This window comes from Lysinibacillus parviboronicapiens (genome assembly GCF_003049605.2).
GTDB classification, from domain to species: Bacteria; Bacillota; Bacilli; order Bacillales_A; family Planococcaceae; genus Lysinibacillus; species Lysinibacillus parviboronicapiens.
Genome location: NZ_CP073713.1, coordinates 2125258 through 2148905 on the forward strand (window position 1 = coordinate 2125258; position 23648 = coordinate 2148905).

At 36.7% G+C, this 23648-nt stretch carries 22 protein-coding genes, 1 pseudogene and 1 riboswitch; of the genes and pseudogenes, 14 read left to right on the top strand and 9 right to left on the bottom strand.

The annotated features are described in order from the left end of the window. The first annotated feature begins 142 nt into the window (after nt 1–142). Entirely contained in the window at nt 143–1543 is a 1401-nt protein-coding gene (locus C9J31_RS10060; protein WP_244854902.1) for a Mur ligase family protein, read from the top strand. Between the two features lie 218 nt (nt 1544–1761). Further along, entirely contained in the window at nt 1762–3147 is a 1386-nt protein-coding gene (locus C9J31_RS10065) for a UDP-N-acetylmuramoyl-tripeptide--D-alanyl-D-alanine ligase (protein WP_107949033.1), read from the top strand. 152 nt (nt 3148–3299) lie between these two features. On the opposite strand, the gene C9J31_RS10070 is transcribed toward C9J31_RS10065, so the two are convergent. Next, nucleotides 3300–4643 (bottom strand): C40 family peptidase, encoded by a 1344-nt coding sequence (locus tag C9J31_RS10070; protein ID WP_107949035.1) that lies wholly within the window; start codon nt 4641–4643, stop codon nt 3300–3302. Nucleotides 4644–5445: 802 nt separating this feature from the next. Here C9J31_RS10070 and C9J31_RS10075 point away from each other — a divergent pair. Further along, nucleotides 5446–7140, top strand: a complete 1695-nt coding sequence (locus C9J31_RS10075) for a methyl-accepting chemotaxis protein (protein ID WP_107949037.1) — start codon at nt 5446–5448, stop codon at nt 7138–7140. A gap of 77 nt (nt 7141–7217) precedes the next feature. Here C9J31_RS10075 and C9J31_RS10080 read toward each other — a convergent pair whose 3' ends face one another. The 4 genes from C9J31_RS10080 to C9J31_RS10095 form a co-directional block, all read right to left on the bottom strand. Then, nucleotides 7218–7583 carry a VOC family protein gene (locus tag C9J31_RS10080; protein WP_107949039.1) on the bottom strand — a complete coding sequence of 122 codons (366 nt, stop codon included), beginning with the start codon at nt 7581–7583 and terminating at the stop codon, nt 7218–7220. A 303-nt stretch (nt 7584–7886) separates the two neighbouring features. Further along, the gene (locus tag C9J31_RS10085) at nt 7887–8441 is read right to left on the bottom strand and encodes a TFIIB-type zinc ribbon-containing protein (protein ID WP_107923782.1); all 555 of its coding nucleotides are present in this window, start codon (nt 8439–8441) and stop codon (nt 7887–7889) included. Between the two features lie 115 nt (nt 8442–8556). Then, nucleotides 8557–8928, bottom strand: a complete 372-nt coding sequence (locus tag C9J31_RS10090; RefSeq protein WP_107949041.1) for a hypothetical protein — start codon at nt 8926–8928, stop codon at nt 8557–8559. A 675-nt stretch (nt 8929–9603) separates the two neighbouring features. Next, on the bottom strand, nt 9604–9756 hold the full coding sequence (locus C9J31_RS10095; protein ID WP_238602082.1) for a YesK-like family protein: 153 nt from the start codon (nt 9754–9756) through the stop codon (nt 9604–9606). A gap of 751 nt (nt 9757–10507) precedes the next feature. On the opposite strand from C9J31_RS10095, the gene C9J31_RS10100 reads away from it, so the two are divergent. The 9 genes and pseudogenes from C9J31_RS10100 to C9J31_RS10140 all read left to right on the top strand — a co-directional run bounded on the left by C9J31_RS10100 (nt 10508) and on the right by C9J31_RS10140 (nt 17376). Next, nucleotides 10508–10747 carry a M23 family metallopeptidase gene (locus C9J31_RS10100; RefSeq protein WP_425312815.1) on the top strand — a complete coding sequence of 80 codons (240 nt, stop codon included), beginning with the start codon at nt 10508–10510 and terminating at the stop codon, nt 10745–10747. A gap of 114 nt (nt 10748–10861) precedes the next feature. Beyond that, on the top strand, nt 10862–11017 hold the full coding sequence (locus tag C9J31_RS10105; protein WP_193767050.1) for a hypothetical protein: 156 nt from the start codon (nt 10862–10864) through the stop codon (nt 11015–11017). A gap of 97 nt (nt 11018–11114) precedes the next feature. Next, the gene (locus C9J31_RS10110) at nt 11115–11774 is read left to right on the top strand and encodes a hypothetical protein (protein ID WP_054768454.1); all 660 of its coding nucleotides are present in this window, start codon (nt 11115–11117) and stop codon (nt 11772–11774) included. A gap of 133 nt (nt 11775–11907) precedes the next feature. After that, complete coding sequence (locus C9J31_RS10115) at nt 11908–12165, top strand: hypothetical protein (protein ID WP_054768455.1); 258 nt, start codon at nt 11908–11910, stop codon at nt 12163–12165. 695 nt (nt 12166–12860) lie between these two features. Continuing rightward, nucleotides 12861–13043 carry a hypothetical protein gene (locus tag C9J31_RS10120; RefSeq protein WP_054768457.1) on the top strand — a complete coding sequence of 61 codons (183 nt, stop codon included), beginning with the start codon at nt 12861–12863 and terminating at the stop codon, nt 13041–13043. Between the two features lie 229 nt (nt 13044–13272). Then, nucleotides 13273–14640, top strand: a complete 1368-nt coding sequence (locus C9J31_RS10125; RefSeq protein ID WP_107949043.1) for a PepSY-associated TM helix domain-containing protein — start codon at nt 13273–13275, stop codon at nt 14638–14640. 148 nt (nt 14641–14788) lie between these two features. Continuing rightward, nucleotides 14789–14929 carry a hypothetical protein gene (locus tag C9J31_RS10130; protein WP_193767227.1) on the top strand — a complete coding sequence of 47 codons (141 nt, stop codon included), beginning with the start codon at nt 14789–14791 and terminating at the stop codon, nt 14927–14929. A gap of 620 nt (nt 14930–15549) precedes the next feature. Further along, nucleotides 15550–16262, top strand: a pseudogene (locus tag C9J31_RS10135) (ankyrin repeat domain-containing protein). Between the two features lie 28 nt (nt 16263–16290). Then, on the top strand, nt 16291–17376 hold the full coding sequence (locus C9J31_RS10140) for a hypothetical protein (RefSeq protein WP_107949045.1): 1086 nt from the start codon (nt 16291–16293) through the stop codon (nt 17374–17376). A gap of 216 nt (nt 17377–17592) precedes the next feature. On the opposite strand, the gene C9J31_RS10145 is transcribed toward C9J31_RS10140, so the two are convergent. Continuing rightward, the gene (locus C9J31_RS10145) at nt 17593–18459 is read right to left on the bottom strand and encodes a LysR family transcriptional regulator (protein WP_107949047.1); all 867 of its coding nucleotides are present in this window, start codon (nt 18457–18459) and stop codon (nt 17593–17595) included. Nucleotides 18460–18609: 150 nt separating this feature from the next. Between C9J31_RS10145 and C9J31_RS10150 the strand changes: the two genes are divergently transcribed. Next, complete coding sequence (locus tag C9J31_RS10150; protein WP_420798417.1) at nt 18610–19563, top strand: DMT family transporter; 954 nt, start codon at nt 18610–18612, stop codon at nt 19561–19563. A 26-nt stretch (nt 19564–19589) separates the two neighbouring features. Further along, entirely contained in the window at nt 19590–19733 is a 144-nt protein-coding gene (locus C9J31_RS10155) for a YrzO family protein (protein WP_107923775.1), read from the top strand. Nucleotides 19734–19870: 137 nt separating this feature from the next. Here the strand turns inward: C9J31_RS10155 and C9J31_RS10160 are convergent, their stop codons facing one another. From C9J31_RS10160 to C9J31_RS10170, 3 genes are read right to left on the bottom strand one after another with little or no spacing between them, the layout of a single operon-like run. Beyond that, entirely contained in the window at nt 19871–20476 is a 606-nt protein-coding gene (locus C9J31_RS10160; RefSeq protein ID WP_107949048.1) for a response regulator transcription factor, read from the bottom strand. Further along, nucleotides 20473–21588: a sensor histidine kinase gene (locus tag C9J31_RS10165; protein ID WP_342345587.1), complete on the bottom strand. Its 1116-nt coding sequence runs from the start codon at nt 21586–21588 to the stop codon at nt 20473–20475. The genes C9J31_RS10160 and C9J31_RS10165 overlap by 4 nt, the downstream gene beginning before the upstream one ends. Before the next feature lie 13 nt (nt 21589–21601). After that, a complete protein-coding gene (locus C9J31_RS10170) occupies nt 21602–22735 on the bottom strand; it encodes a DUF418 domain-containing protein (protein ID WP_420798416.1) in 1134 nt (377 codons plus the stop codon). 759 nt (nt 22736–23494) lie between these two features. After that, nucleotides 23495–23541: riboswitch (PreQ1 riboswitch) on the top strand. Nucleotides 23542–23648 lie beyond the last annotated feature (107 nt).

Consider the following 23648-nt stretch of genomic DNA (forward strand, 5'->3'; position numbering starts at 1 on the left):
TATCACTCCCTTAATTGGTACTTGGATTCTTAATCTACATTTTATATATATGCGCATAAATAGTTTTCTTCTAGTTATGTATCATGTCTACATCCAAGCAACTTTTATCGACGTACATATACTAGAGAAGAAAGGAGTGTGAATGGATATGAAGCCTCTTTCGGTGAAGAATTTAACAGCGATTACTACAGGGGAATTGGTGCAAGGGTCAGATGAAGTACTTATCCAGTACGGCGCATATCGACTAAAACAAGTAAAAAAACCGAATACTGCCCTTTTTACAAATAAACGTATTGTTAATTGGAAAACACTTGAGCCACTTGTGCCTCTAGTGATTGTAACGAATCGGTCATATAGTCAAGATGAAATTCCTAGGCATGTAATCATCATTAAAGTAATGAATACTGATGAGGCCTATTGGAAATTTGTACATTTTTACCGTAGCCAATTTGATATCCCGATTATAGCCATTACAGGTACTTCTGGTAAAACAACGACAAAGGAAATGATTAAACATATACTTTCTGCCGGAAAAAAAGTGACGGCGACTACGCTAAGTAGTAATTCCAGAACAGCCTCTTTGCAGTATTTACTTCGCATTGACGATGAAACCGAGGCAGCGGTTTTTGAAACAGCTGTTGGTTCACCGGGGGATGTAACGAACGCAGGGAAATACTTCAAGCCGACAATTGGCATTATTACGAATATAGGAGCCCATCATTTAAACTACTGTAAAACTCTAGAAGGTTATATTCAGGCAAAAGGTGAAATGGTGGATATCATCGACCCTACTGGTTCATTAATTTTGAATGCTGAGGATGTCAACACACAAAAAATTGATTTTTCGAAATTCCAAGGACGCATTATTAAGATTGGCAAGGATGCATCCTGTGATTTTAGAGCGAGTAATATTCGCTACGGTCAAAATGGCATGCACTTTACGGTTCATCATAACTGGTTGGCCTATGAAATATTCGTCCCTGGATTTGGTGAGCATCAAGTATATAATGCACTTGCTGCACTAGCAGCTGTTAGTGACCTAGGTGTACCAATTCCAGTAGCCGCCAGACATTTGTATACATTCCGACAATTGAATAAGCAACTACAAAAATTTGAAGGCATTAATCATTCCATATTATTGGATGATACATGGAGTATTACGACTACATCCTTAGAAGCCGCATTAAATGTATTAAATTCGTTAGGGGAAGGTAAGAAAAAGATAGCAGTAATCGGCACGATTACGGATTTAGGATCATGGGGTTATATCATTCACGAGCAAGCAGGAGAGCTCATATATCGCATTGGCGTAGATGTACTCATAACCATAGGGGAGCATGCACGTATAATGGCAGATCAGGCAGTGAGGTTAGGGTTTAGAGCACCTGTTTATGCGTTTAAAAATACTACGCTCGTCTATGATCTATTGCATGACATCGTGGACGAAAATACTATTTTGCTCATTAAAGGAGACATGTATAGTAAGCAAATTTCTAAATTGGCAACAGAATTAAAGGTAAAGTCATCATTTCGGTCTGAATAGGTGGTTCTCAAGGTGAGTGACCTATGCCGTTTAACGTGATAAAAACTGTGCCACACGTGAGTAATCGATAATATAGTATATTACTCTACTAGAAAGGAGCGCTCCAATAGAAGATAAAGAATGATAGAAAATGCTAGCAATTTGGAAGGATTGGTCGTGCACTACCCAATCTTCCAGAAATTATATTTCATACTATAATGAGAGGGGGCGGAGTTAACTTGCAAAATATAAGTGTGAAAGATATAAGGAACTTACTGCAAGCAGAACTATTGAATGGTTCGGAAAAATGGTTTGTTCAACATGCAATTTATTATAATCGGCATGATTTAACACAAAGCAATACACTTATGTTTGTGAATAAAAGCGATGCAATCAACTGGAAGGAAATCGACAAAAAGGGGCCATCTCTTGTCATTTCAGATAAGTCTTCATCTGAGTTAAAAAACGCACTTGAGAATACGACTGTACTACAGGTGAAAAGTATTGTGCAGGCCTATTGGAAGTTTATCGAATATTACAGAAATCTTTTTCAAATTCCTATTGTAGCTTTAACAGGAACATGTGGGAAAACAACAACAAAAGAAATGATTAAGCATATCGCAAGTAAGGACTGGAATGTGCAGGCATCTGTGAGCAGTAAAAATGAGCCACGTCAATCCTTACCATATCTGACTGGCATTGATGACTCAACACAAGCAGCTGTTTTCGAGCTAGGTTTGGGGAATACAGGTAATATTAAACATCAATGCATGATTTACCAACCTACGATAGGCATTATCACAAATATTGGTGTGCATCATTTAGATGGCTGTAAAAACCTTGAAGGTTATATCAAGGCGAAATCCGAAATCGTAGAAGGATTAACAGAAGGGGGTACGTTAATCATCAATGGTGATGATGAAAATACCAAAAAGGTCCCTTTGCAGACTTTTAAAGGCAAGATTATTACGATAGGGATACAGCATCAGGCAGATTACAGAGCATCTAAAATTCAATTTACGAAAACAGGCATGAGATTTGAACTGCAAATGTTCGATAAAAAGTATAGTATTTTTGTTCCTGGATATGGCGAACACCAAGTATACAATGCACTAGCGGCCATAGCGGCTGTAAAAGAAATGGGTATAACTATCAATAATGCCATTTCTCGGTTACGAACGTTTAAGCCGATGGCAAGACACCTAGAGTTTTCAACAGGGATTGGTGAATGTACCATTGTAGATGATACATGGACAAATAACCCAACATCTGTTGAGGCAGCCTTGAAGGTTTTAGATACGATTGGAAAAGAGAAAAAAGTAATCCTAGTACTCGGGGATATTAAACGATTAGGTAATTTCGAAGAAAAGTATCATCGTGAGATCGGCTCAATGGTGGCTCAAAGAAATATTCATACCCTCATGACCATTGGCAAAAGAGCGGAAGATATAGCGAAGCAAGCGATAAAAGATGGAACAAATGCAGACGTGCATATTTTTAAAGATGTTACAGGGGTTTTAGATGTACTCAAGCCAAAACTTGATCGTGATACGATTGTGCTGATAAAGGGGCCGATGTCTAGTAGAGCTATGATTGAATTTGCCAATAACTTAAAAGATATATAATAAAGTAGGGAAAGGGGGTGCCTCAAAGTCATTTGAGACACCCCCTTTCTGTATGGAAGTTAAGCAAAGGATAACAATGTGTGATGTTTTCAGCGTATACTACTACCTAGCTGACTCAATCCATTTATGGGACATAGCTAAAGTAATTTACACTATAATACACGGCGAGCAGAAACATAGTTTTGTTTTGCCCATGTAGAATTCAGACTTTGTTTCACTATATTATTAGAAGTCATGCTAATATATTGATTGCCGCCAAGATAAATCCCTGTTTGTGTAATTTGCTGACCACCATTATTTGTGGAGAAGAACAGTAGATCACCTTTTTGTAGCTGAGCTTTTTGCACGCTTTTCCCAGCTAACGCTTGTTTACTTGCTAGTTTATCTTTTAAATCAATACCATGCTTTTTAAAGACATAATAGGTAAACCCTGCACTTGTAAATGTCAGTGAGTTTTCATTATACGAATAACCAAATTTTGCTTTACCCGTCATACTAGAAGCAGTAGCGATGATTTTATCAGCAGAAGCTGATGGTGCGTTGGCAATCGGCGTTGAGTTTCCAGAAAAAACGCGTTTTGCAGTAATATAGTGCTCAGCATAATAGTCAACAAATAACACTCTTGTCATAACACCGTCTGAATTTGGAATGATGATACGGTGATCCCCAGCGTAGATAGCTACAAGTGAAGGCGTTTGAGAGCCCTTTACACTATTAAAGAATACTAAATCACCTTTCTTTAAATTGGCACGAGAAACTGTTGTTCCTACTTTCATTTGTTCCTTTAAGGTTGTTGTACCAAGATTCACGCCACTTTTACGATAGACAAAGTCTACAAACCCTGGAGCTGTAAAGCGTAGATTTGATTCATTATTTGTTGAGCTCATTGTCACTTTATTTTTATAATTTAAGGCGTTTTCAACAATTTTATCGCCCTGCGTTGCAGGATTAGCTGACAGTAGAGTAGGTAAGACTCTTCGTGCTGATACATAATTTTCTGTATAATACGGCTTGCTATTTAAATCAGAAATAACGATATTTTGCTTAGTATCAGCCATGTGAATCATTTTATTGTCGCCAATATACATGCCTACATGATCCGGATCTGTTCCGGTTTTTTTACTCTTAAAGAAAAGTAAATCACCTTTTTGTAATTGATTTCGTGCAACATATGTCCCTTGCTGAATCATATAATTTTCATTATATGTCCCAAGATCCACACCATTCTTCTCGAAAATATACATTAAAAATGAAGCACACGAAAATTTGTAAGGATATGTAGACTTGTATTCTGTATTGCTGTAAGTAGCCTTACCAATTAAGCCTTTCCCTGTTTGAATGAGTTGGTCCGCTTTCGTTGCAACGGCTTGAGCGTTATTTTGTGCATTTGTAGTTGCGGCCTCTACTTCTATTGGGTGCATGGCTGCTGGAATCATGCCTAATGAACTAAAACCTAATGTGAGTGCCAATGTAGTTGTTAAAAAATGTTTTTTCATGCTGTATGTTACCTCCTGAATACTAGCGATTGGAATAATTCTGCTGGCTAGTGATTGGCATAATCGTAGCATGAAAAAGTATAGGTTCTTCTAGGTAAATGTTTCCACGCATCGTCTCGATAAGGCTTTAAAGCTTGATATAAAAGGCTTTGTCCTTGGAGTTTACAGTTTCATTACAATTGTTTCAGTTACTGTAAAACTTGCAGAAATGGGCGTCAATTTGTGCACCACGACTAGCATTTGTGCCAATTTTTTATGCACTCAAATACCGAAGCTTCGTGTATAAGATGTGGCACGAGTCTATCATTTCCACCTCGATTAAAGCGACAGATGTTTTTTGAAGCAGTCGCCCCTTATGTCAGGATTTGTTTTGAGGCTACATGTGATTGATTTTCAGACGATTGAGATGAATCAACAGCTGGTGAAGGTTACTTTATTCTTGATATTCAAAAAATAGCAGAATAGTTGCCATAGCTACTTTACATATGACAAAGTCGTGACATTATGCTCATCAATCATTGCTTCCACACAAACACAAAATTATCAAAATAATTTTAAGTCATGACATAAAAATAACTTTCTAATTTAATGTTTACTAATAAATGCATATTTTTCGTGAATTATTGTGATAAGAATCACCAATTAAATACATAATTCGAGTCATGGGTTAAATAGGTAATATATGATATATTTAGGTTGATTTAACAGATAATATAACAACATAATCACTAAAAAAGTAGGTGATATATACGAACAATTGCTTATAATTTGTATTTTTTCACTATAAGAGGGGGCTAGTAGTATGTTGCAGAAACTAAGGTTCAAAACGATCAGAGCAAAAATTTTAAGTGGATTTTTTATTATCGTATTTTTTATTGCATGTTTTAACACCTATAGCTATTTTGCAAACAAACGAGTCATTACTGCGAGTGAAAACATTGTGCATAAAGAATTACAGCTACTAACAGCAAATGAAAAGCTTGCCTCAACAATAAGTGTCAGAACAACTGCTGCTAAGAGCTATGTCCTAACCGGTAATCAACAGTATAAAAAAGAATTTGACGATTATATAAAAATTGCAGAAGAAAATAATGCCATTTTAACCGAATACTCGACAGATGCAAGCTTAGCCACTACTGTGGAGAAGGCAAGAGAGTGGCGGAATTATGTGCAAACGAAAGTATTTGATGAGTACGATAAAGGGAATATCGAAATGGCCATTGAAAACCTAAATTCAATTGATACTCTAGCAGCCGAAATACGACAAAGCTATGAAGGACTTGCCTTGGCAAGGGAAGATGCCATTAATAAACTGGGTGAAGAAATGATTGCTCAATCCAAATTCACGATGCGCTTAGGTGTATTCATAGGTTTATTGACAACGATACTTGCAATTGTAACCGCTTACTTTTCGGCGCGCATGATTGCCAATCCGATAAAAGTCGTAATTGAAAAAATATCGAGGATGGCCGAGGGTGATATTAGTCAGCCGGCATTACCAGTAAGGATGCAGGATGAAATTGGCTTACTTGTACAATCTACAAATACCATGAATAGTAAGCTTCATGAAATACTAGGATCGATACACGTAGTGTCAGAAAACGTGGCTTCCAGTAGTGAGGAACTAGCGCAGTCCTCTCTTGAAGTAAAAACGGGTGCACAGCAAATCGCACTGACGATGCAAGAGTTAGCGGGTGGTTCTGAATCTCAAGCTCAAAATGCGAGTGACTTAGCGCAAATGATTGACATTTTTAAAGTGAATGTGCAACAGGCAAATACACAAGGTGTAAATTTACAAGGACATTCAAAGGAAGTATTAGAGCTTACTGCAAATGGTCAACAATTGATGGATGCATCTACTCAGCAAATGTTTGCCATCGATCGAATTATCTATGAGGCTGTGACAAATGTGGAGGATTTAAATCGCCAATCGCAAGAAATTTCAACATTAATATCAGTGATTGACGATATTGCCAATCAAACCAATTTATTGGCGTTGAATGCTGCTATCGAAGCGGCTAGAGCAGGGGAACAGGGCAAAGGCTTTGCCGTTGTGGCCGATGAAGTCCGTAAACTTGCAGAACAAGTGTCCTTCTCAGTAACGGATATTTCGTCGATAGTGACACGTATTCAAAGTGAAACAGTAGGTGTAACAGCATCGCTTCAAAAGGGATATCAAGAGGTAAAAAATGGTACAGAGCAAATTACGAATACGAGTACAACCTTTGAAAATATAGCTTCTGCCATGGATAATATGTTTACAAGTATTCAAGGCATTACCGAAAATCTGCAAGATATTTCAACAACTACTGACCATATCAACCGATCCATTGATGATATTGCGGCCATTTCGCAAGAGTCAGCAGCGGGTGTTGAAGAAACGACAGCAACCATCGATCAAACAGTTGGAACAATGGACGAAATCGCGAAAAGCACTGAGCAATTAGCAATATTAGCAGAAAGTTTAAATAAAGAGGTACAGCAATTTAAATTATAATTGGAAGCAGCCGTCAATGATTGATGGCTGCTTTTGGCGATCGCTTCCTTGCGCTACAAAAACTACAGTACTGGCATTTAAAGTGCTTGAATGATTTCTACTCGATTGCCAAAAGGATCTCTAAACTCAAAACGTTCAAAATGAGGAATGGGCACCGAATCTAGTATGACGATGTGTTGTTGTTCCGTCAATCTTTTTTTTTTATAGCACACATCGTCTACTTGATATGCGATATGGGCTTTTGTTGTGAGTCTATCAAAACCATCCTCTGTTCCGACATGCACCTCTATACCATTAACTTGTAACCAGAATCCGCCACGACCTTTGAGCGAATCTGGTTTTTCAATTTCTTTTAACCCTAATACAGTGCTATAAAAATGTTTAGCTTCCTCCTCTGCGCCTTTTGGAATCGTAATTTGTGCGTGATGTAAGCCAATAATCATGTATATCTCTCCTTTATCTTGGAACAGTTTCTTTTCCTTATCCACTTCTACTAATGTCCAAAGACTCCTCTTTTTGAAGCTGATTTTAGGAACTGACGGATAGAACCGGCAAAGTGACGGTTACGGTTGCTAATTGTACAGCAATCCCTAGCAACAAAAGCCAGTCAGCTAAGTTGGCTTAGATAACGGAATATTGTAGCAGTAAATAGACCAAGCTAGCATATCAAATTGCTGTCTTGGTCCAAATTTTAAAAAAGTTTTTTTCTAGAGTATTGTATTGTAAAAAATGATTTATGGATAACGCTATTCATACTTCTTTTTTGTAATCAATCCGAATTCATATATAGCAATTAACTCTCCATAATAAAACTCTAAAAGTACCCTGGAATTTTCTTCTACACCGTTTTCTCCTTTATAATTACGTTTGTCTCTATCCGAGTTCAATGGAGCACCTCCTACGATATTTATTACGGTTTCTTCATTCATTCCTATTTCAAGCTTTTGAAATTCTTCTGGCGTAATGGTTGAGATCTGTTTTGTCGGCTTCTCTTCTTCTGAAAAAATCAATACCATAGATTGTCCAAATATCCATACTCCTAATATACTAATCAAAATTAATGCTAATTTTTTTGGCCATTTTGATGGGGCAACCTCTCTATAATAATAGGTTCTATTTTCTGAATAATTATATTCCTCGATAATTTTTTTGCCTTTACTATATTTTTCTTCATAATCTTCTTCATTTTTTGTGTAATCTTCCGATACTGACCCACAATATTCACATACGTATATATTCTTGTCTTCCTTATAAACTTTTTTATATGAATTTGTGGCCAAACAGTTAGGGCAATTTTTCATAATTTCCCCTCCTTAACTTTTGATGAACTATTTTCCATTTTAAGAAATTTAATTATGTATGTACATAACAAAAATGCCCAAGTACTCAATTAATGAGCCTGGGCTTTTATTATTTTTACTTAGGTTCTTTCTTAGATGCAATAGCTAAAATATCAGGTTCTGAAGTGCCGATTGAAACTAAAATGTCATCTTTCTTAAAACGACCCGACCAGCGACCTATATCTTTTTCATCTTTTTCTTTTTCCCATCCATTAATCATTAAGATCATTTTATAATCAAATGGAATTCCTTTATTAGAAGCTTTAGACCATTCGTAACTGATATTATTAAAGGCTTCACCTTCATCCTCATATTTTATTATCGCATCTTTAGGTACTAAAAACTCATTTAATATTTCTTCTTTTTCATATCTTGAATCAATAATAAAGTAAGATATTCCTACAATCGCTACTAATACAATTGCAACTATTGCTACTATTTTTTTCACTTCAATCTCTCCTACAAACTAAATTATTTTTCACTATTTACCATTTTAAGTGTATATGTGGAAGAAGTACATAACTAAATCAATACTTTGCATAGCTTTAATCAGTTGTTCTTTCATCATTCCACATTCCCTCAACAAGAACGTTTGTTTGCATTTATATGAACTAGTGTTTTTATTCTGATACATACATCATGTTAACTAATTGGTAGAGACGATAACCGCTATGAATGGAATCTGGGTTTTCTTGTCGGTGTTGTAGTATTCAATCCAGTTATCTAAGGTAGGCCTATTAATGCATTGTGGAGGGCCACGTCCAGTCAACCAATTATAGAAAGGCATAGGACGCTCTAAATTTTGAGTTTCTTTTATAGACGATGGGGTTTTGTTGTATATTATATCTGAGGAGGACAAGGAATATAAAAGCTTTCAACAAATGTTAATAAGCCTGTTGATAAAAAGAAGAAGCCGCTTAAAGGTCCACGCATAGTTGGGTATATTGTGCGTAGATAAACAGGCACAGAGGAATTATTTCCACAGGCTGCTTGATTGGACTTAAAGCTATGTGAGCTAAAGAGGCGATTGAGGGTGAATAACAAAAGGACTTGCATATATGAAGTTTAATCATAAACACAAGTCCTAATCTTATTGAACTGAATAACCCAATTGTGGTATAAATTACACACTTATATTTTTACTAGAAATGCCAATTATAGTGCCTAGCCATGTTCCTAATAGAACGCTAATCGCAACGAATCCTAGTCCCATACCTTCCCATCCACCAACAACAAATATGCTGTATAAGACAAAGGCGAAACAAATTAAGCTCAATACTAACGAAACTGTATATAAAGTTTTCGTGATACCTTACGAGATAAGAAGTAAACCCCAACAATAAATATAGCCCCCAGAAGTAATATGGGTGTCCATCCTTCTAGCATAAATGCATTCATTTTTTTCAACTCCTTAATCACTTTGTCTTATTATCTGGTTGTTAGTTGAACAAATGAACAATCAGTAATTTGTTAAAGTGTAACATAATTACAATTTTGGTGCGATATTGATTGTTACAGCAGTGTGAAACAATTTAATCCCATCTGTTATAAAAGGTGTTTTCTAACGATTAAGTCCTAGCTATTCAAAAATATACTATTGATTCTTACTTATTTCAATTTGACTTGCAATTTACAGATGTACGATTATCAGCACATACATTTATACATACTTATGCAAACAGATATATTATGAATGGTGGAGACAGTTAGGTTCTTCTAATAGCATCCTCATATAAACCTCTGGATTAACTTTTATAGAACCATCTGAATTTACGTTGGTTGCTACCTTTAATTGGACGAATGTTTTCGTTATCATCTATCTTTGCATTCGTATTCATTAGACACCATCCTGTGTATTTCTGATTAGTAATGAATGATAATGAGTGTCAAGGTAAGAATTGCGAATTGCGTATTAAAGCGATTGCTGAACCTAGTGTAGATTTACCTGCTTTACGTGGGATAATTAATAGAAGCTCACGTATCATTCGATATCCAGTTTCTTTATGAACCATACCGAACGTAGCGCCATGTATTGGCTACTAGAAGACATATTAGAAGAACATATTAAGTCAAAAAAGGTTGGTCAACGAGTTAAACAAGGTCAAAAGATTGGTATGATGGGGAGTACTGGTCGTAGTACGGGGACACACTTACATTTCGAAATACACAATGACTCTTGGGTTAGCGGTCAGAAATATACTGTAGACCCTATGAAATGGATTCAATTAAATACTTGTGTTCCACTTGGTACTGTAGATTACCTCTAAGAAATTAGGATATAGCGTAGAGTCAAATCCTAAAGCGTACCGTATTCATACAAGCGCTTATTCATCTAAGGCAGTTTTGCTGTATCAGAAAGTAAGAAACTCGTTGCAGAGAGAATGCTACGATATGCAGAGGTCTTTGGCAACGATAAAGATGGTTACAGAATCCAATCTGGAAAGTACAGTACACAGAAAGAAGCAGAAGCAGTAGCGATTAAATTACTTGAATCTAAGCGTACTAATTATTGCTCTATTATAGGAAGTAAAAATTAATTTAAAAAGATTGTGTGATTCTATTGCGTGGTCAGTGTAGTATATGAATTAGCAAGACGAATAAAACAAATAAAAACAGAAAAGAGGAAGAATTTTTATGAGCATCAAAAAGAAAGTTTTAGCAAGTGTATTAGCTTTAGGAGTTGCAACAACAGGTGGTTTTATGTTTGGAAGTATGAATAGTGAATCAGCAGACGCAGAAGCGTTATACCCATTCAATCCATCCCATCCATCATTTCCACAACACTCAGTTTATAGTGATATGCTGAAACCATATTATGATGCGAGTTCTACTATAGTAGCTTCAACGATGTTTTATAACCATGAAAGAACTTTAGCAGTTCAACAAGCAACAGGTGATAACAACTTGCTAGAATTTAGCGAATTAGTTAGGGAAGATGTAGTACAAGCCAGAGATGTATACACTAATGATTTTTCTTTGCCAGAATTAGTAGACGGTGAACAATATGTGATTGTAGAGGATTACAGTAAGCCAACAAATAAAAGGATTGTAGCAATTATTAAAGACCCATTTTCACCTGAATTAAACATCAACTTCGACACAGCTAAATTTGTAGGCACAGTTAATGGTATGTATAAGTTTGCAAGCGTAGAAACAGGAAAAGAATATAGTTTTTATACAAGCGTTTTCCAAAATGCTAGTTTATGGGAAATTCCTAAAAATGGTGATACATTCAAACTTGAATTTAGATATGCCAATCAAGAGAGTTTAAAAAGTGCTGTATTAGTATACTAAACCTACAGAACCAAAAATTACCGCAAGTAAATAAGCTTTAACAATATCAAACAAAAAACTAAAATCAGAACAGGAGAATTTACTATGAAAAAATTATTATTAGCAGGTGCATTAGCATTAGGTTAGGTTTCAAATGAGCTACAGCAGAGGCAAGCAATCTATCGGACAACACAATCAAAGACAAACTCGCGTTGAGGTCACTTATCAAGCTCTGACTTCAAATGGCGTTGAAGTATTCACAGAGGTAGGCGGACAGGAGATTCCAGTATTTTTAGACTTCATCGAAGTAGGTCGCTTTAATGAAGATGCATTATTTGAAAAAGGTGCTCGTTACACGTTAGTATTCAGCGACAAGGAAATGAACAACCTAATCAATATCATCAAACATTAATAACTAGGGTTACTCTTAATTGAGTAGCCCTTTTTTGTGTATAGTTCATCTTCAGTGAGGAACCACAGAGACTGTTGACCTCCAAGGGTATCAACATTGTTTAGAACCTTTTCGTCATTATCTATATTTTCTAATGTGGTGTAACCATTAGTTACCTCTCATACTCGCAAAGTTCTCTCCAAGGGTGTCGCGTTTTACGATATCCTTATCATTTTTGACCTGAGGTAAGGATTGTTTCCCTCAGAGGTCGAAACATTGCTTCGAACCTTTTCACGATTTTGGCCTGATAGGAATAATGTTCCCATCAACTTTTCCTCAGCATCCACATTGTTTAACATCTTAGTTTTGACATTAAGTACAGAACCCTTTACAATAAATATTAACAATTAAAGAAGTTAGGTTTCTGTACCTTCTTATATACGGCTAAAACATTGATATAATAGTATTCTTATAGTCATATGATAATACTCAAAAACCTTAAGAAACCTACGAGGATAGGGGGTGTTGAGTGTGACTAGAGAAATTCTTCTGCATGCGGATAGTACGACGATCGTCAAAAGGGTAGCTTCTATGACTAATAGAAAGCTTTTTCCAGCATGGCAGTCGGCGTATTATGTCGTGTATTTGTCATAGTAAACATCTTTCTAAAGAGGGAAAGATGTTTTTTTTATGCTAAAAATGAAGGAGGGTTACACATGAATCCACAAGTAATTGAGTATTATGAAAGTCTCTTTAAAAATGAAATTATGCAAAAGCAGTTTGATGGTGCAAGAAAAACTTTAAAGGAATTGGCTGAACAGTTTGTAAGGCAAGATGAAGCACATCATACAGATATTCATGCAGCCTACAGCAATGTCAGAAAAGAAGTAATCGGATAAAATAAGTAAGCTACTTAAAGCTTTCCTTTGGTGGAGCATTAAGTAGCTTTTTAAGATAAAAAATGAAATCTGTTGTTACTACACTTAGAACTGTTTTCCAACGTAGATTATGAAAGAGCGTTTACTGTAAAAATAATACTTCATTAAAAATTTTCTAGGACTTCATTCATATTTCACTTTTTCAATATATAATAAATCTGCTCTTATTATAATAGATTGGAGAATTTGAATGAAAAATACGCTTTATTCCAGCTTTTGGCGAATGCACTTTTATGCAGCATTATTTATGACACCACTTCTTTTAACATTGACACTAAGTGGCATCGGGTATTTATTCTATACAGATGTGGAAAATCAGTTATATGATGATTATTTCTTTGGAGATAGTAAAAAAACAGAAGTATTATCGATTGATGAAGGGATTAAAGAAGCAGAAGCGGCATTTGCAGGCTTCAAAACTGATAAAATTATAGTATTAGAAGAACCTTATAATACGCGTTTAACAATGACAAATGAAGAAGGTGCACAGCGCTATTTGTTTTTAGATCACAATAATCAAATTGTGGGTCATCAAGATGCGCAATACACATTTGGTAATATCCTTAGAAACTTGCACAGTTCCTTGTTCATCGGGGGAACCGTTGTGAATTATCTCGTAGAATTAGCGGCGTGTTGGGCCATTTTTCTACTACTGTCAGGTTTATATATGACCTTTAAAGGAAAAGTTTTTAAGAAAGCGAAACAGCCAAACAAACGACAACAAAATAAAAGATGGCATGCTCTTGTTGGGACAATCGTGACCATCCCGATGATTGTCATTATTTTCACAGGTCTACCATGGTCTGCGTTGATGGGTAATCTCATTTATAATGCGTCACAAGAACATCCTTCATTCGGCACGCCGTTATTACAACAGCAACCGCCTACTTCGGATATGAGTGAAATACCTTGGGCGACACGTCAACAAGAGCCCCCTGTGTCTGACAATGGACATGCTGGACATCATGGAATGGGAGCGACAATGAATAACGTGACCAATCCGAATCAATTAGCTGTAGAAAGTCTTCAACAACAAATAGATGCCATGGACATTGCAAAACCCTACTCGATTATTTACCCTACAAGTGAAACCGGTGTATTTACAGTTGCCAAATCGAGCAACACAGGTGTAACTGGACTTGATGTGAGTCCTAATGAAGAAGCTACCATGTATTTCGATCAATATAACGGTGAATTTATGGCCAAGGTTGGTTATGAGGATTATGGGATTTTAGCAAAATGGTTTACATGGGGAATCCCCTTACATGAAGGACACTTATTTGGTTGGCCAAATAAATTGTTAAATTTAATCGTCTGTGTTGCATTTTTGGCCGTTATTTTCTGGGGGTTCCGTACGTGGTTGCTTCGAAAGAAAAATGGCGTCCTGTCTGCACCGCCTCAAATATCGCAGAAGGTTTCCATACCTTTTATCGTGTTCATGATTGTATTAGGTCTATTGATGCCGTTATTTGGTCTTTCTTTAATCGCAGTAGTCTTGATAGAATGGATTGTCAGAATTATTACCAATAAACGCTTATCGAGTAAAGAATTAAACTAAAAAAATGAGCGATACTGTCATCCTTGAAGAGGGATAATGACAGTGTCGCTTTCTTTCCAGTTGGGCAGAAATTGAGAACAAAATTTTTGTAGCACAGCACATCGCACCACTTACTATTCAAACAGTGGCTGCTATTGATGATAAATCATTGCAAGTTACGTTAGATAAAGACCCAGGTATGGAGTTATTTGCAGGACGCAATGTTGCGTTACAAGCTGAAGATGGGAAAGTCTCCAAGCTCAATATCGTTATGCTGCTCGTAAAGGAGCTATCGGTATCTTTGATGTAAAGGATGTTTCTTTGGAATCAGGCGTAACATATAAGGTAGTACCGGTAAATAATTGGGCAACTTCCACAAATGTATTTTTTCTAGCAAAATAATAAAGGCACTGTAAAGGCTGGACAAAAGAGAAAAAGTGTTAGATTGACTGATGTCGATCTAACACTTTTTTTGCTGTGAACGTTGATGTCCACTACGGCGGACGCTTTCCGGGGGCGTGTCCTGAGCCTGTAGTCTCAGGCGTCACGCTAATCCCCCAGGAGTCGCCGCCTTTGTTACCATCAACTAGTGCTCTCTTCTAAATTTTTCTTCATTTTAGATAACAAAAATTATTTAATAATACCTTTGCTGCTCTTTCTTAAAATTTAAAGTTTTATCCCAGCCTCTATTCTAATCTGTCGAAGCGCTTATACCTTAAAAATTTTTTGCTAAAATTTTAAACTTTTTTAGAATTCGTTTATAGGGAATTTAGCATTACGGACTAAAATAATAGGAGAGCTACAAAAGTTTTAATGATAGAGGCGTGATTAGCACAACATCATCATCTAGAACTAAATCAAGTAAAGTCTATTTAGGTGTGTAGATAAAATGAACGACTAGGACGAGACGTAAAAAAAGGAGACTATGCAATGGGGAAGTGGATGAGGGGAAGTATCATAGGAATGACATTCTTGCTTCAAGGATGTTCCTCCTATCATGAAGCAGAATTACTAAAACTACAAAAGGACAGTGAAATAATGAGCGTTGAATTAAATGAACAGTTGCTTCAAGCAGCGGCACAAGGTGAAGTCAGTATAATACAAGATTTACTTAGCAAAGATATAGATATTAATGTGCAAGATGCTAACAAACGAACGGCAGTTATGCTTGCAACGTATAACAATGACGTTGAGATGGCAACAATGCTTATTGAAGCCGGTGCAGATGTTAATATTCAGGATGATAGGCAAAATAATCCTTTTCTCTATGCAGGTGCCGAGGGCTATCTTGAAATTTTGAAGCTAACAATAACAGCTGGTGCAGATCCTTCCATCACAAATCGCTAGGGTGTACGGCTTTAATACTCGCCTCTGAACATGGTTATATAGACGTTATTCAAGAATTACTAACAACTACAGAAGTAGATGTAAACCATGTGAATAACCTTGGATGGACAGCTTTAATGGAAGCAATTATTTTAAATGATGGCCGTCAAATACAGCAACAAGTAGTTCAGTTGTTGATAGATTATGGAGCAGATGTCAATATACCTGATAACAAAAACATTTCACCATTACAGCATGCGCAAGCGAAGGATTTCCATGAAATCCTGCAACTATTAAAGCAAGCTGGGGCAAAATAAAAAATTGATGACAAAAAGGAGTCGTAGAATGAACAACAAGATGAAATTTATTACACCACTACTTTTAGGCGCAACGCTAACATTAACAGGATGTAACTTTCTAAATAAGCAAGCAGAACCAAAGCAAGAGCAAGCGCAACAGGAAGCATCACAACAAGCAAAAGAGGTTGCGCAAATTATGGAAATACAAGCGCTAAATGCTATAACATTACAAGTAACATTTTCTGAACCACTACCAGAAGAAGCTGTTAAAGTAGAAAACTTAGATGCTATCCAAAAAGATTATACATTCAATCATAATTTAGGTATTGTCAATGTACCTCGCTTAAAAATCGGTTCAAAAAGCACGTATATTTTCCCAGTGACAGTCCAACAACCTGACACGACATATACGTTAAGCTATAAAGGTGGAGAAGCACAGATTTTTGAGGGCAGCGATGAAAAAATTAATGTCAGTCAAACAAAACAGGTCGCAAATGATACCTTTGAAATCGAATCATTTAAAGAACAAGGTGTAACCGATTATTCCAACATTATTGAAGCCTATAAAGATGCGAGAGGCGATCAATCTTTCCTAGTAAATGATGAAAATAAAGATGAAAGTGGCAAGCAATATCAAGTCATCTCCTCTTTAAGAGACCGTGTGGTGACATTGACTGCAGAGGATGGTGAAGAAATGCAAGCGAGTTACGTTTTGTTTACACAAGCTGCTGATCGCAGACAAGCACCAAAATTCCGCTTACCCGAAGGACGGACATTAAGGCCAGGTATGCAATATACTGTGACGTCTGATTGGGCAACCGTGAATAACCCAACTTTTACAGCAACAGAAATCGCGCCATTGACAATCAAAGCGGTGGAACCAATTGATGATAAATCATTGCAAGTTACGTTAGATAGAGACCCAGGTATGGAATTATTTGCTGGACGCAGTGTAGAATTACAAGGGGATGATGGAGAAAAAATCCAAGCGCAATATCGCTATTCTTCACGAAAAGGCGCTGTCGGTATCTTTGATGTAAAAGAAGGCACTTTAAAGTCTGGCGGCACTTATCAAGTAGCGCCACTCAACAACTGGGCTACTGCAGCTAATATAACGTTAAAAGCAAAGTAAAACGATGACCTAAAATATTGAAAAACCAGCATCGACATATGGACTGTCCCTCCTTGTTAGACACGTTAGAATAACTGGGAACAGTTCAACATGTTGAGCTGGTTTTTGTCTGTTGAATTTTTGAAATAAGTCTTAGTGCAGAAAATTTTAAAAGTTTATTGATAAATGACCTATAAATAGGTTCAGCCAAAATCCAGTTACATGGAAGTGTTTTTCTTACAGTACAGTGATATCTCGATGCTCTGCAATGGTTTGTAAAAAGTAACGCATTGAATTGGTCATATAGGCATCTTTTCGCCGTATAAATACAGTTGAATTGCTGCCATATTTTTTTGGAATCGGATGACAAAATACCTTACTAGTTGTGGCAAGTTGATTGACAGCAGATTGCGGTACGAGTGTAATGCCGAGGCCAAGGGCAACACTGTTTATGATAGTCTCGAGTATGTTAAATTCCATAATCCTTTTTGGCAGTAAACCTTCATCTTTAAGCCAGTGTTCTAGCTTAGAACGATAACCACAACCTTTATTAGAAACAAGGATGGGTGTTGTTAAAAAATCATCTTTATGAAAAGTTTTGTTTTGCGTCACAAGAACGAGTTTTTCCATACAGACATCGTATTGTTCTAAATGTGGATGTTTGATAGGACCTGATATAAAAGCACCATCTAATTGGTGATCGGTTACTTCTTTTATGAGTTCTTCAGTCAAACCCGCTTGTAATGATAAATCGACATTGGGGTAGTCCTTATAGTAAGCCGCTAGTATGGTTGGTAAGATACTTACGATTTCAACTGTACCAATTTTTAATGTACCAACAGGCGTATGACTATCTAGAAATACTTGTTGTAATTCTTCAACATCCAATAGAATTTTGTTAACGTAAGTAAGCATTTTTCTACCATCTTCATTCAATAGCATGCCTTTTTTATGACGATAAAAAAGCTGTGTGTTGAGTTCGTTTTCTAAATGCTTAATACGTGCTGTGACGTTGGATTGGACATAGTTTAATTCCTTTGCTGCACTGCTGACGCTTCCTAGCGTGGCAACGCATTTGAAAATTTGTAAGTCTCGTAGTTCCACTGTGTAATCCTCCTTGATAAGCTATCATTATAAATGATAGTTTATATCACTTTCAATCATTTTACGTGATGCTATTTCTTTTTTATAATTCTCATTGTGAAATAGATAGAGAATACATAGAAGCGAGGAATAGTAGTGAACAAGAGTAAAATGATACTAGGTGCGATTGCCTGTTTAATTGCAAGTATTTCATGGGGCGCAATGTTCCCAGTTGCAGATCATGCGCTAGAATATATCGATCCATTTTATTTTTCAACCATTCGATATGGAGCGGTATCGATTGCATTGATTATTTTATTATGGATAAAAGAAGGTAAGAAAGCATTTCAATTAGAAGGGAAAGGGAAACTGCTAATCTTTTTCGGGGTGATGGCATTTACTGTCTACAATGTGCTTGTTTTCTTAGGGCAGATGCTAATGGGCAAATCTGGTGTTATGGTAGCGTCTATTATGGAGGCACTAATGCCAATGATTTCGATTGCTATTCTATGGGGATATAAAAACGTCAAGCCCAAAAAGTATATGATGATAAGCATGGTCATTGCATTTGTTGGCGCTATGTTTGTAATTACAAAAGGCGATATGGCTTTCTTTCTGACATTGAAAAATAATATAATGCCGCTCGCATTTATATTAATGGGAGTTGTGGGATGGGTTATCTATACGATGGGCGGGCACTCATTTCCTGAATGGTCGACACTCCGTTATTCAACATTGACTTGTGTATTTGGTACAGCCGTAACAGCAATATTAACGATGATAGGGACAATGCTAGGATATGTGTCAGTACCAAGTATGGGAACAATCGCAGTTGTTAAATACGATTTATTGTTTATGATGGTTTTACCGGGAATTGTCGCGCTACTTTGTTGGAACTATGGTGTGAAAATTTTGTCCTCCATTAATGGCATCTTATTTATCAACTTCGTGCCGATTACTACATTAGTCATTATGATGGTACAGGGGTATGCTATAACCATTTTTGATATTGTAGGAACATTGCTCGTTATTACAGCCCTTATCCGAAATAATATATGCCAGCGTCAAGAAGTAAATAAGGATATACAATTTATACAAGAGAGACAATTGCGCAGTGCTGGCTGATAGTACATGTTTTGGAGGAGCTTTTAATGTTAACTAGTTTATCGTTTTTCTTTGCTGCTGGCATTGCCTGCGAGCTTGTAGCCATCAATCGGAATGGCCGTAGAAAGATCAAACAACAAGAAGAGATGATTCTACTTTTAAGAGATTTACTACAGCAAAAAGAGAAATGAAATTAAAATAGGAATTTCAAGAAATCTGTAGACGGCAACAAAATAGGTGCACAATAAAAATGAACTACACTCAACAATGGGGTAGTTCATTTTTTTAGTTGCTTACTTTTCAATACATTATGTAGCGCATTTGATCTTTAAAGCCAGCCTTTGTCATTGGCAATTTGAACGGCTTGCTGTCTGGATTCTACATGTAGTTTCTGAATAGAGGTCGATAAATAATTGCGAATCGTTCCTTTTGTTAAAAATAATTTTTTGCTGATCTCACTGGTTGTGAATCCTTCTTTAACAAGCTGGAGCACAGCCATTTCTCGTTCATTTAGAGGATTTTGCTCTTTCATAAATAACGTAGCGGCTAAATCTCTACTCACGACCTTTTCGCCATTCATTACTTTGCGTATTGTTTCGATTAAATAATCAATCGGTTCATCCTTTAATAAATAACCATGGACCTCACAATCCATTGCCTTCTGTAAATACCCTGGACGAGCGAAAGTTGTGACGATCATCACTTTGCAAGGTAGTTTTGCATTTTTAATTTTTTCGGCAAGTTCTAGCCCTGTCAAATTCGGCATTTCGATGTCCAAAATACAAACATCAGGCACATCGCTCTGTATGCATTGCCATGCTTTTTGACCATCAGAAACTTCTGCAATTACTTCAATGTCATTCTCGAATGACAGCAATGAAGTTAAAGCGCCACGCAACATTTGTTGGTCTTCGGCTAATAATATGCGTATCATTTAAGGGGCTCCTTTCGATAGTGTTGGAAAGGTAATTTTAACGACACAATGGTTCCGCCATTAGTAAAATTATCAATCGTTGCAGTGCCTTGCAGGATTGTCATTCGTTCCTGTATAGATGATAGGCCATTGCCAAGGCCTTGATTTTCTAAACCTATACCGTCATCGATTATGTTTAGCGTATAGATAGGGTCGAAATAGTCGATTTCTACAATACAGGACTTTGCTTGACTATGTTTGAGGATATTTGTTGTAGCTTCTCGAACACATAAGGCAAGCATGGTTTCTTCTACACTTGATAATAGTATTTTGGGACAATTGTTCGATATGTTAATGGCGATATCAGCTGATAGCAGCAGTTTTTCACAGTGTAAAAGTTCACTTTCTAATGAAACGAAGTTCATATCAGACACTAACTCTCTTACTTGTTTAAGTGCTGTCCGCGTTGTGGCTAAAATATCTTGCAATTCGCCTTTTACTCGGGATGGATCTTTATCGACTAATTTAGTTGTCAGCTCCGTTTTTAATTTAATCATTGTGAGGGTGTGGCCAATCGTATCGTGGAGATCTCTCGCGATACGTTGTCGTTCGTGCTGTTTTACCAGTTGCGTATTGACCGTTGCTAACTCAACTTTTAAGTTTTTTGCTTTCTCTATATAGTAAATCAGCACGGGGAAGACAAGTTGAATTAGCATAATAGGAAGAATAATCGGGTCGTCTATTTTGAATAGCTCGCCTGTTTCAACCCATAAAACAACGATAAACATCAAGGCAATGGCTAGCATTGCCGAAGCAATATGCCATTTGACTTGTGCTCTCCCGATTAAATCTGCGAACGTAAATCCGAAAAATAGCATGATAGAACCTTCGTAAATTCCAATTATTGCAACGCTAAAGAGTCCTGTTAATGTTGCCAGATGAAGGCGCCAATCTCTATACCATAAGGCAACATAAAATGCTGTTAAGAATGTTATGAGGACAATTATTTTTGCTATGACTGGTAAATTCGAGTTCGAGCTTAATACTATGAATATCAAAATAATAATGGATACTACATCGATAATTAAATATTGTTTTGCTTGCTCTTTAGGATAAATTTTTATACATGACACCAACCCTTGTTGATTATTTATGTGCAACGGCTTGCACAGCATGTTTTCGAAGCCATTCCAAAGGTCCATAATGAAAATGTTTTAGACAAATATGCGCAATGAAGAGTTGGAAAAGGGACAGAGTCATCCAAACGACAATAATTTCGAAGCTAGAAAGCTTTCCACCTAAACCAAAGCCCCAACCATAGAAAATAATAGACGACAGTACATTTTGTAAAACATAGCAACTTAAAGACATTTTACCAACTTCTCCAAATCGTTGCCATAGCCAATCTGCTTTCTTATACTCTAACATTTTACCTAACATGCCAATATATCCAATTGATAGCAGCGGTGCAAATAAATAGCGAACAGGGAAATCAAATGCTCCTCCAGGAATGAAAATAAGAAGATTCAACGGTACACCGATATAAACCCCAATAGCAAATAACTTTTTACGCATGTGACGTCCATGTTCATTTTGAGAAAATACGCCAGTTCGCATTAACTTTACGCCCATTAAAAATAAGAAAATATTCATGGGAATAATAAAAATGGCCTCCGTTCTAAAAAACCAAAAATTCGTTAAACGATTGTGGATTTGTTCAAACCAAGTACCATGTTGATATATACTGACGATCAAATCGTTGCCAGGTAAAGACATATTTGCGCCTAGTAAGACACTTACTAAAATTAGCAGAATGATAAGTGCATGAAATCCACCAACTAGATATAAAGCCCGATGAATGGCTTTATCGCCAGCCTTTACAATAAAGGCAACGATGATGGCTGTCACAGCGTAACTCATCAAAATATCATATTCCATGACCAATGTGAAATGGATAAAACCTTCTACAAACAAGAACAAAATAGTCCAAATATAGACACCTGGCCATGCATATCCTTTTCGAATGAATTGCTGGTATTTCAATTCTAGACCAACTCCGAACATAATGGTTAACAGTCCTAAAAGCTTTCCATTTACGAAAAATAATACGAGCATTCGTAGAAAATCATCGAATGACCACCAACCTGAATAGTTACTTGTTGTAATGTAAGTTAAGTCTCCGAGATAAGCAAAAATCCAAATATTTGTACCCAATGTACCCAATACCGCAAAGCCTCGTAAAATGTCGATTAGCGGTAACCTTTGATGAGCTTGCATCATTCTTATCACTCTTTCTATGTTTTCTTAAGAAAAATGATAAAGTGCAACAGAGAAAAAAACTATTCACAGCAGTCAAAAGTTCTTTATGACAGGTGTCATAAGAACTTTTGTGCGCCCAGCACGGACGTAATCTATAGGGTGTAAGTCCCGAACTGCGAAGACAGAATGGCTGGTTAGCCAAGTACAAGGGTGTCCGTGTTGATGTGGAATCTGTTGGAAATGGACGGTAAATCTCCTGTCTGAGGAACTAGAAGGGGAGTTATGAATGGATAGCAACATAAAATCTTTCTGTCGACGGCCATATCGAGTAAAAGAAGCAGATGAAGAGAAAGAGTACGTTCTTACCTGGTGAAAGGAAAAACAAAGTACACTTTGTAACCTGCTCAGTGATAAACGATTGGGATAGGATATGGAGAACGTATCATATGTAAGTGAGGTTTTTCTTTTTAAAAAAATATTAATCGTTTAAAGCTCTGTACGCTAAAATATAGGACGGTATAGGCGGCATGAGACACTTGCGGGATAAGCGAGACAGACGAGACCCTGCACAAAGCGAAGCATAGGAGGAGGCTCGCCGTCGCCCGTGGAAAGCGAAAGCCAGAGCGCTAAATCCAAAAAGGTAAATACTTTTTCAGTGCCCGCGTATAACAGTGGTTTTTTCGAAAAAGCATTTATCGGAAGACTTTATTTAAAAATTTTCATTTGACGTTTTCCACCATATTCTATATTATGATTAAAGAAAAGAATGCCCGGACTAGAACGGGAGAGGTTCATAGCTGATACCCTCTATAAAAAACTATGGAAACATGACAATATGCCATGTCCATATCGGACGTGGCTTTTTTATGTTTTTACTTATGTTTTAATAGAATGATTGGTGATGCCTCTCTTGAAAAGTGTTGGGAAACATTTT

Coding starts and splice junctions, on each gene's coding strand:
- C9J31_RS10060 (WP_244854902.1), top strand. CDS start 143: ATGGATATGAAGCCTCTTTCGGTGAAGAATTTAACAGCGATTACTACA.
- C9J31_RS10070 (WP_107949035.1), bottom strand. CDS start 4,643: ATGAAAAAACATTTTTTAACAACTACATTGGCACTCACATTAGGTTTT.
- C9J31_RS10075 (WP_107949037.1), top strand. CDS start 5,446: ATGTTGCAGAAACTAAGGTTCAAAACGATCAGAGCAAAAATTTTAAGT.
- C9J31_RS10080 (WP_107949039.1), bottom strand. CDS start 7,583: ATGATTATTGGCTTACATCACGCACAAATTACGATTCCAAAAGGCGCA.
- C9J31_RS10085 (WP_107923782.1), bottom strand. CDS start 8,441: ATGAAAAATTGCCCTAACTGTTTGGCCACAAATTCATATAAAAAAGTT.
- C9J31_RS10100 (WP_425312815.1), top strand. CDS start 10,508: ATGTATTGGCTACTAGAAGACATATTAGAAGAACATATTAAGTCAAAA.
- C9J31_RS10105 (WP_193767050.1), top strand. CDS start 10,862: ATGCTACGATATGCAGAGGTCTTTGGCAACGATAAAGATGGTTACAGA.
- C9J31_RS10110 (WP_054768454.1), top strand. CDS start 11,115: ATGAGCATCAAAAAGAAAGTTTTAGCAAGTGTATTAGCTTTAGGAGTT.
- C9J31_RS10115 (WP_054768455.1), top strand. CDS start 11,908: ATGAGCTACAGCAGAGGCAAGCAATCTATCGGACAACACAATCAAAGA.
- C9J31_RS10120 (WP_054768457.1), top strand. CDS start 12,861: ATGAATCCACAAGTAATTGAGTATTATGAAAGTCTCTTTAAAAATGAA.
- C9J31_RS10125 (WP_107949043.1), top strand. CDS start 13,273: ATGAAAAATACGCTTTATTCCAGCTTTTGGCGAATGCACTTTTATGCA.
- C9J31_RS10140 (WP_107949045.1), top strand. CDS start 16,291: ATGAACAACAAGATGAAATTTATTACACCACTACTTTTAGGCGCAACG.
- C9J31_RS10150 (WP_420798417.1), top strand. CDS start 18,610: ATGATACTAGGTGCGATTGCCTGTTTAATTGCAAGTATTTCATGGGGC.
- C9J31_RS10155 (WP_107923775.1), top strand. CDS start 19,590: ATGTTAACTAGTTTATCGTTTTTCTTTGCTGCTGGCATTGCCTGCGAG.
- C9J31_RS10160 (WP_107949048.1), bottom strand. CDS start 20,476: ATGATACGCATATTATTAGCCGAAGACCAACAAATGTTGCGTGGCGCT.
- C9J31_RS10170 (WP_420798416.1), bottom strand. CDS start 22,735: ATGATGCAAGCTCATCAAAGGTTACCGCTAATCGACATTTTACGAGGC.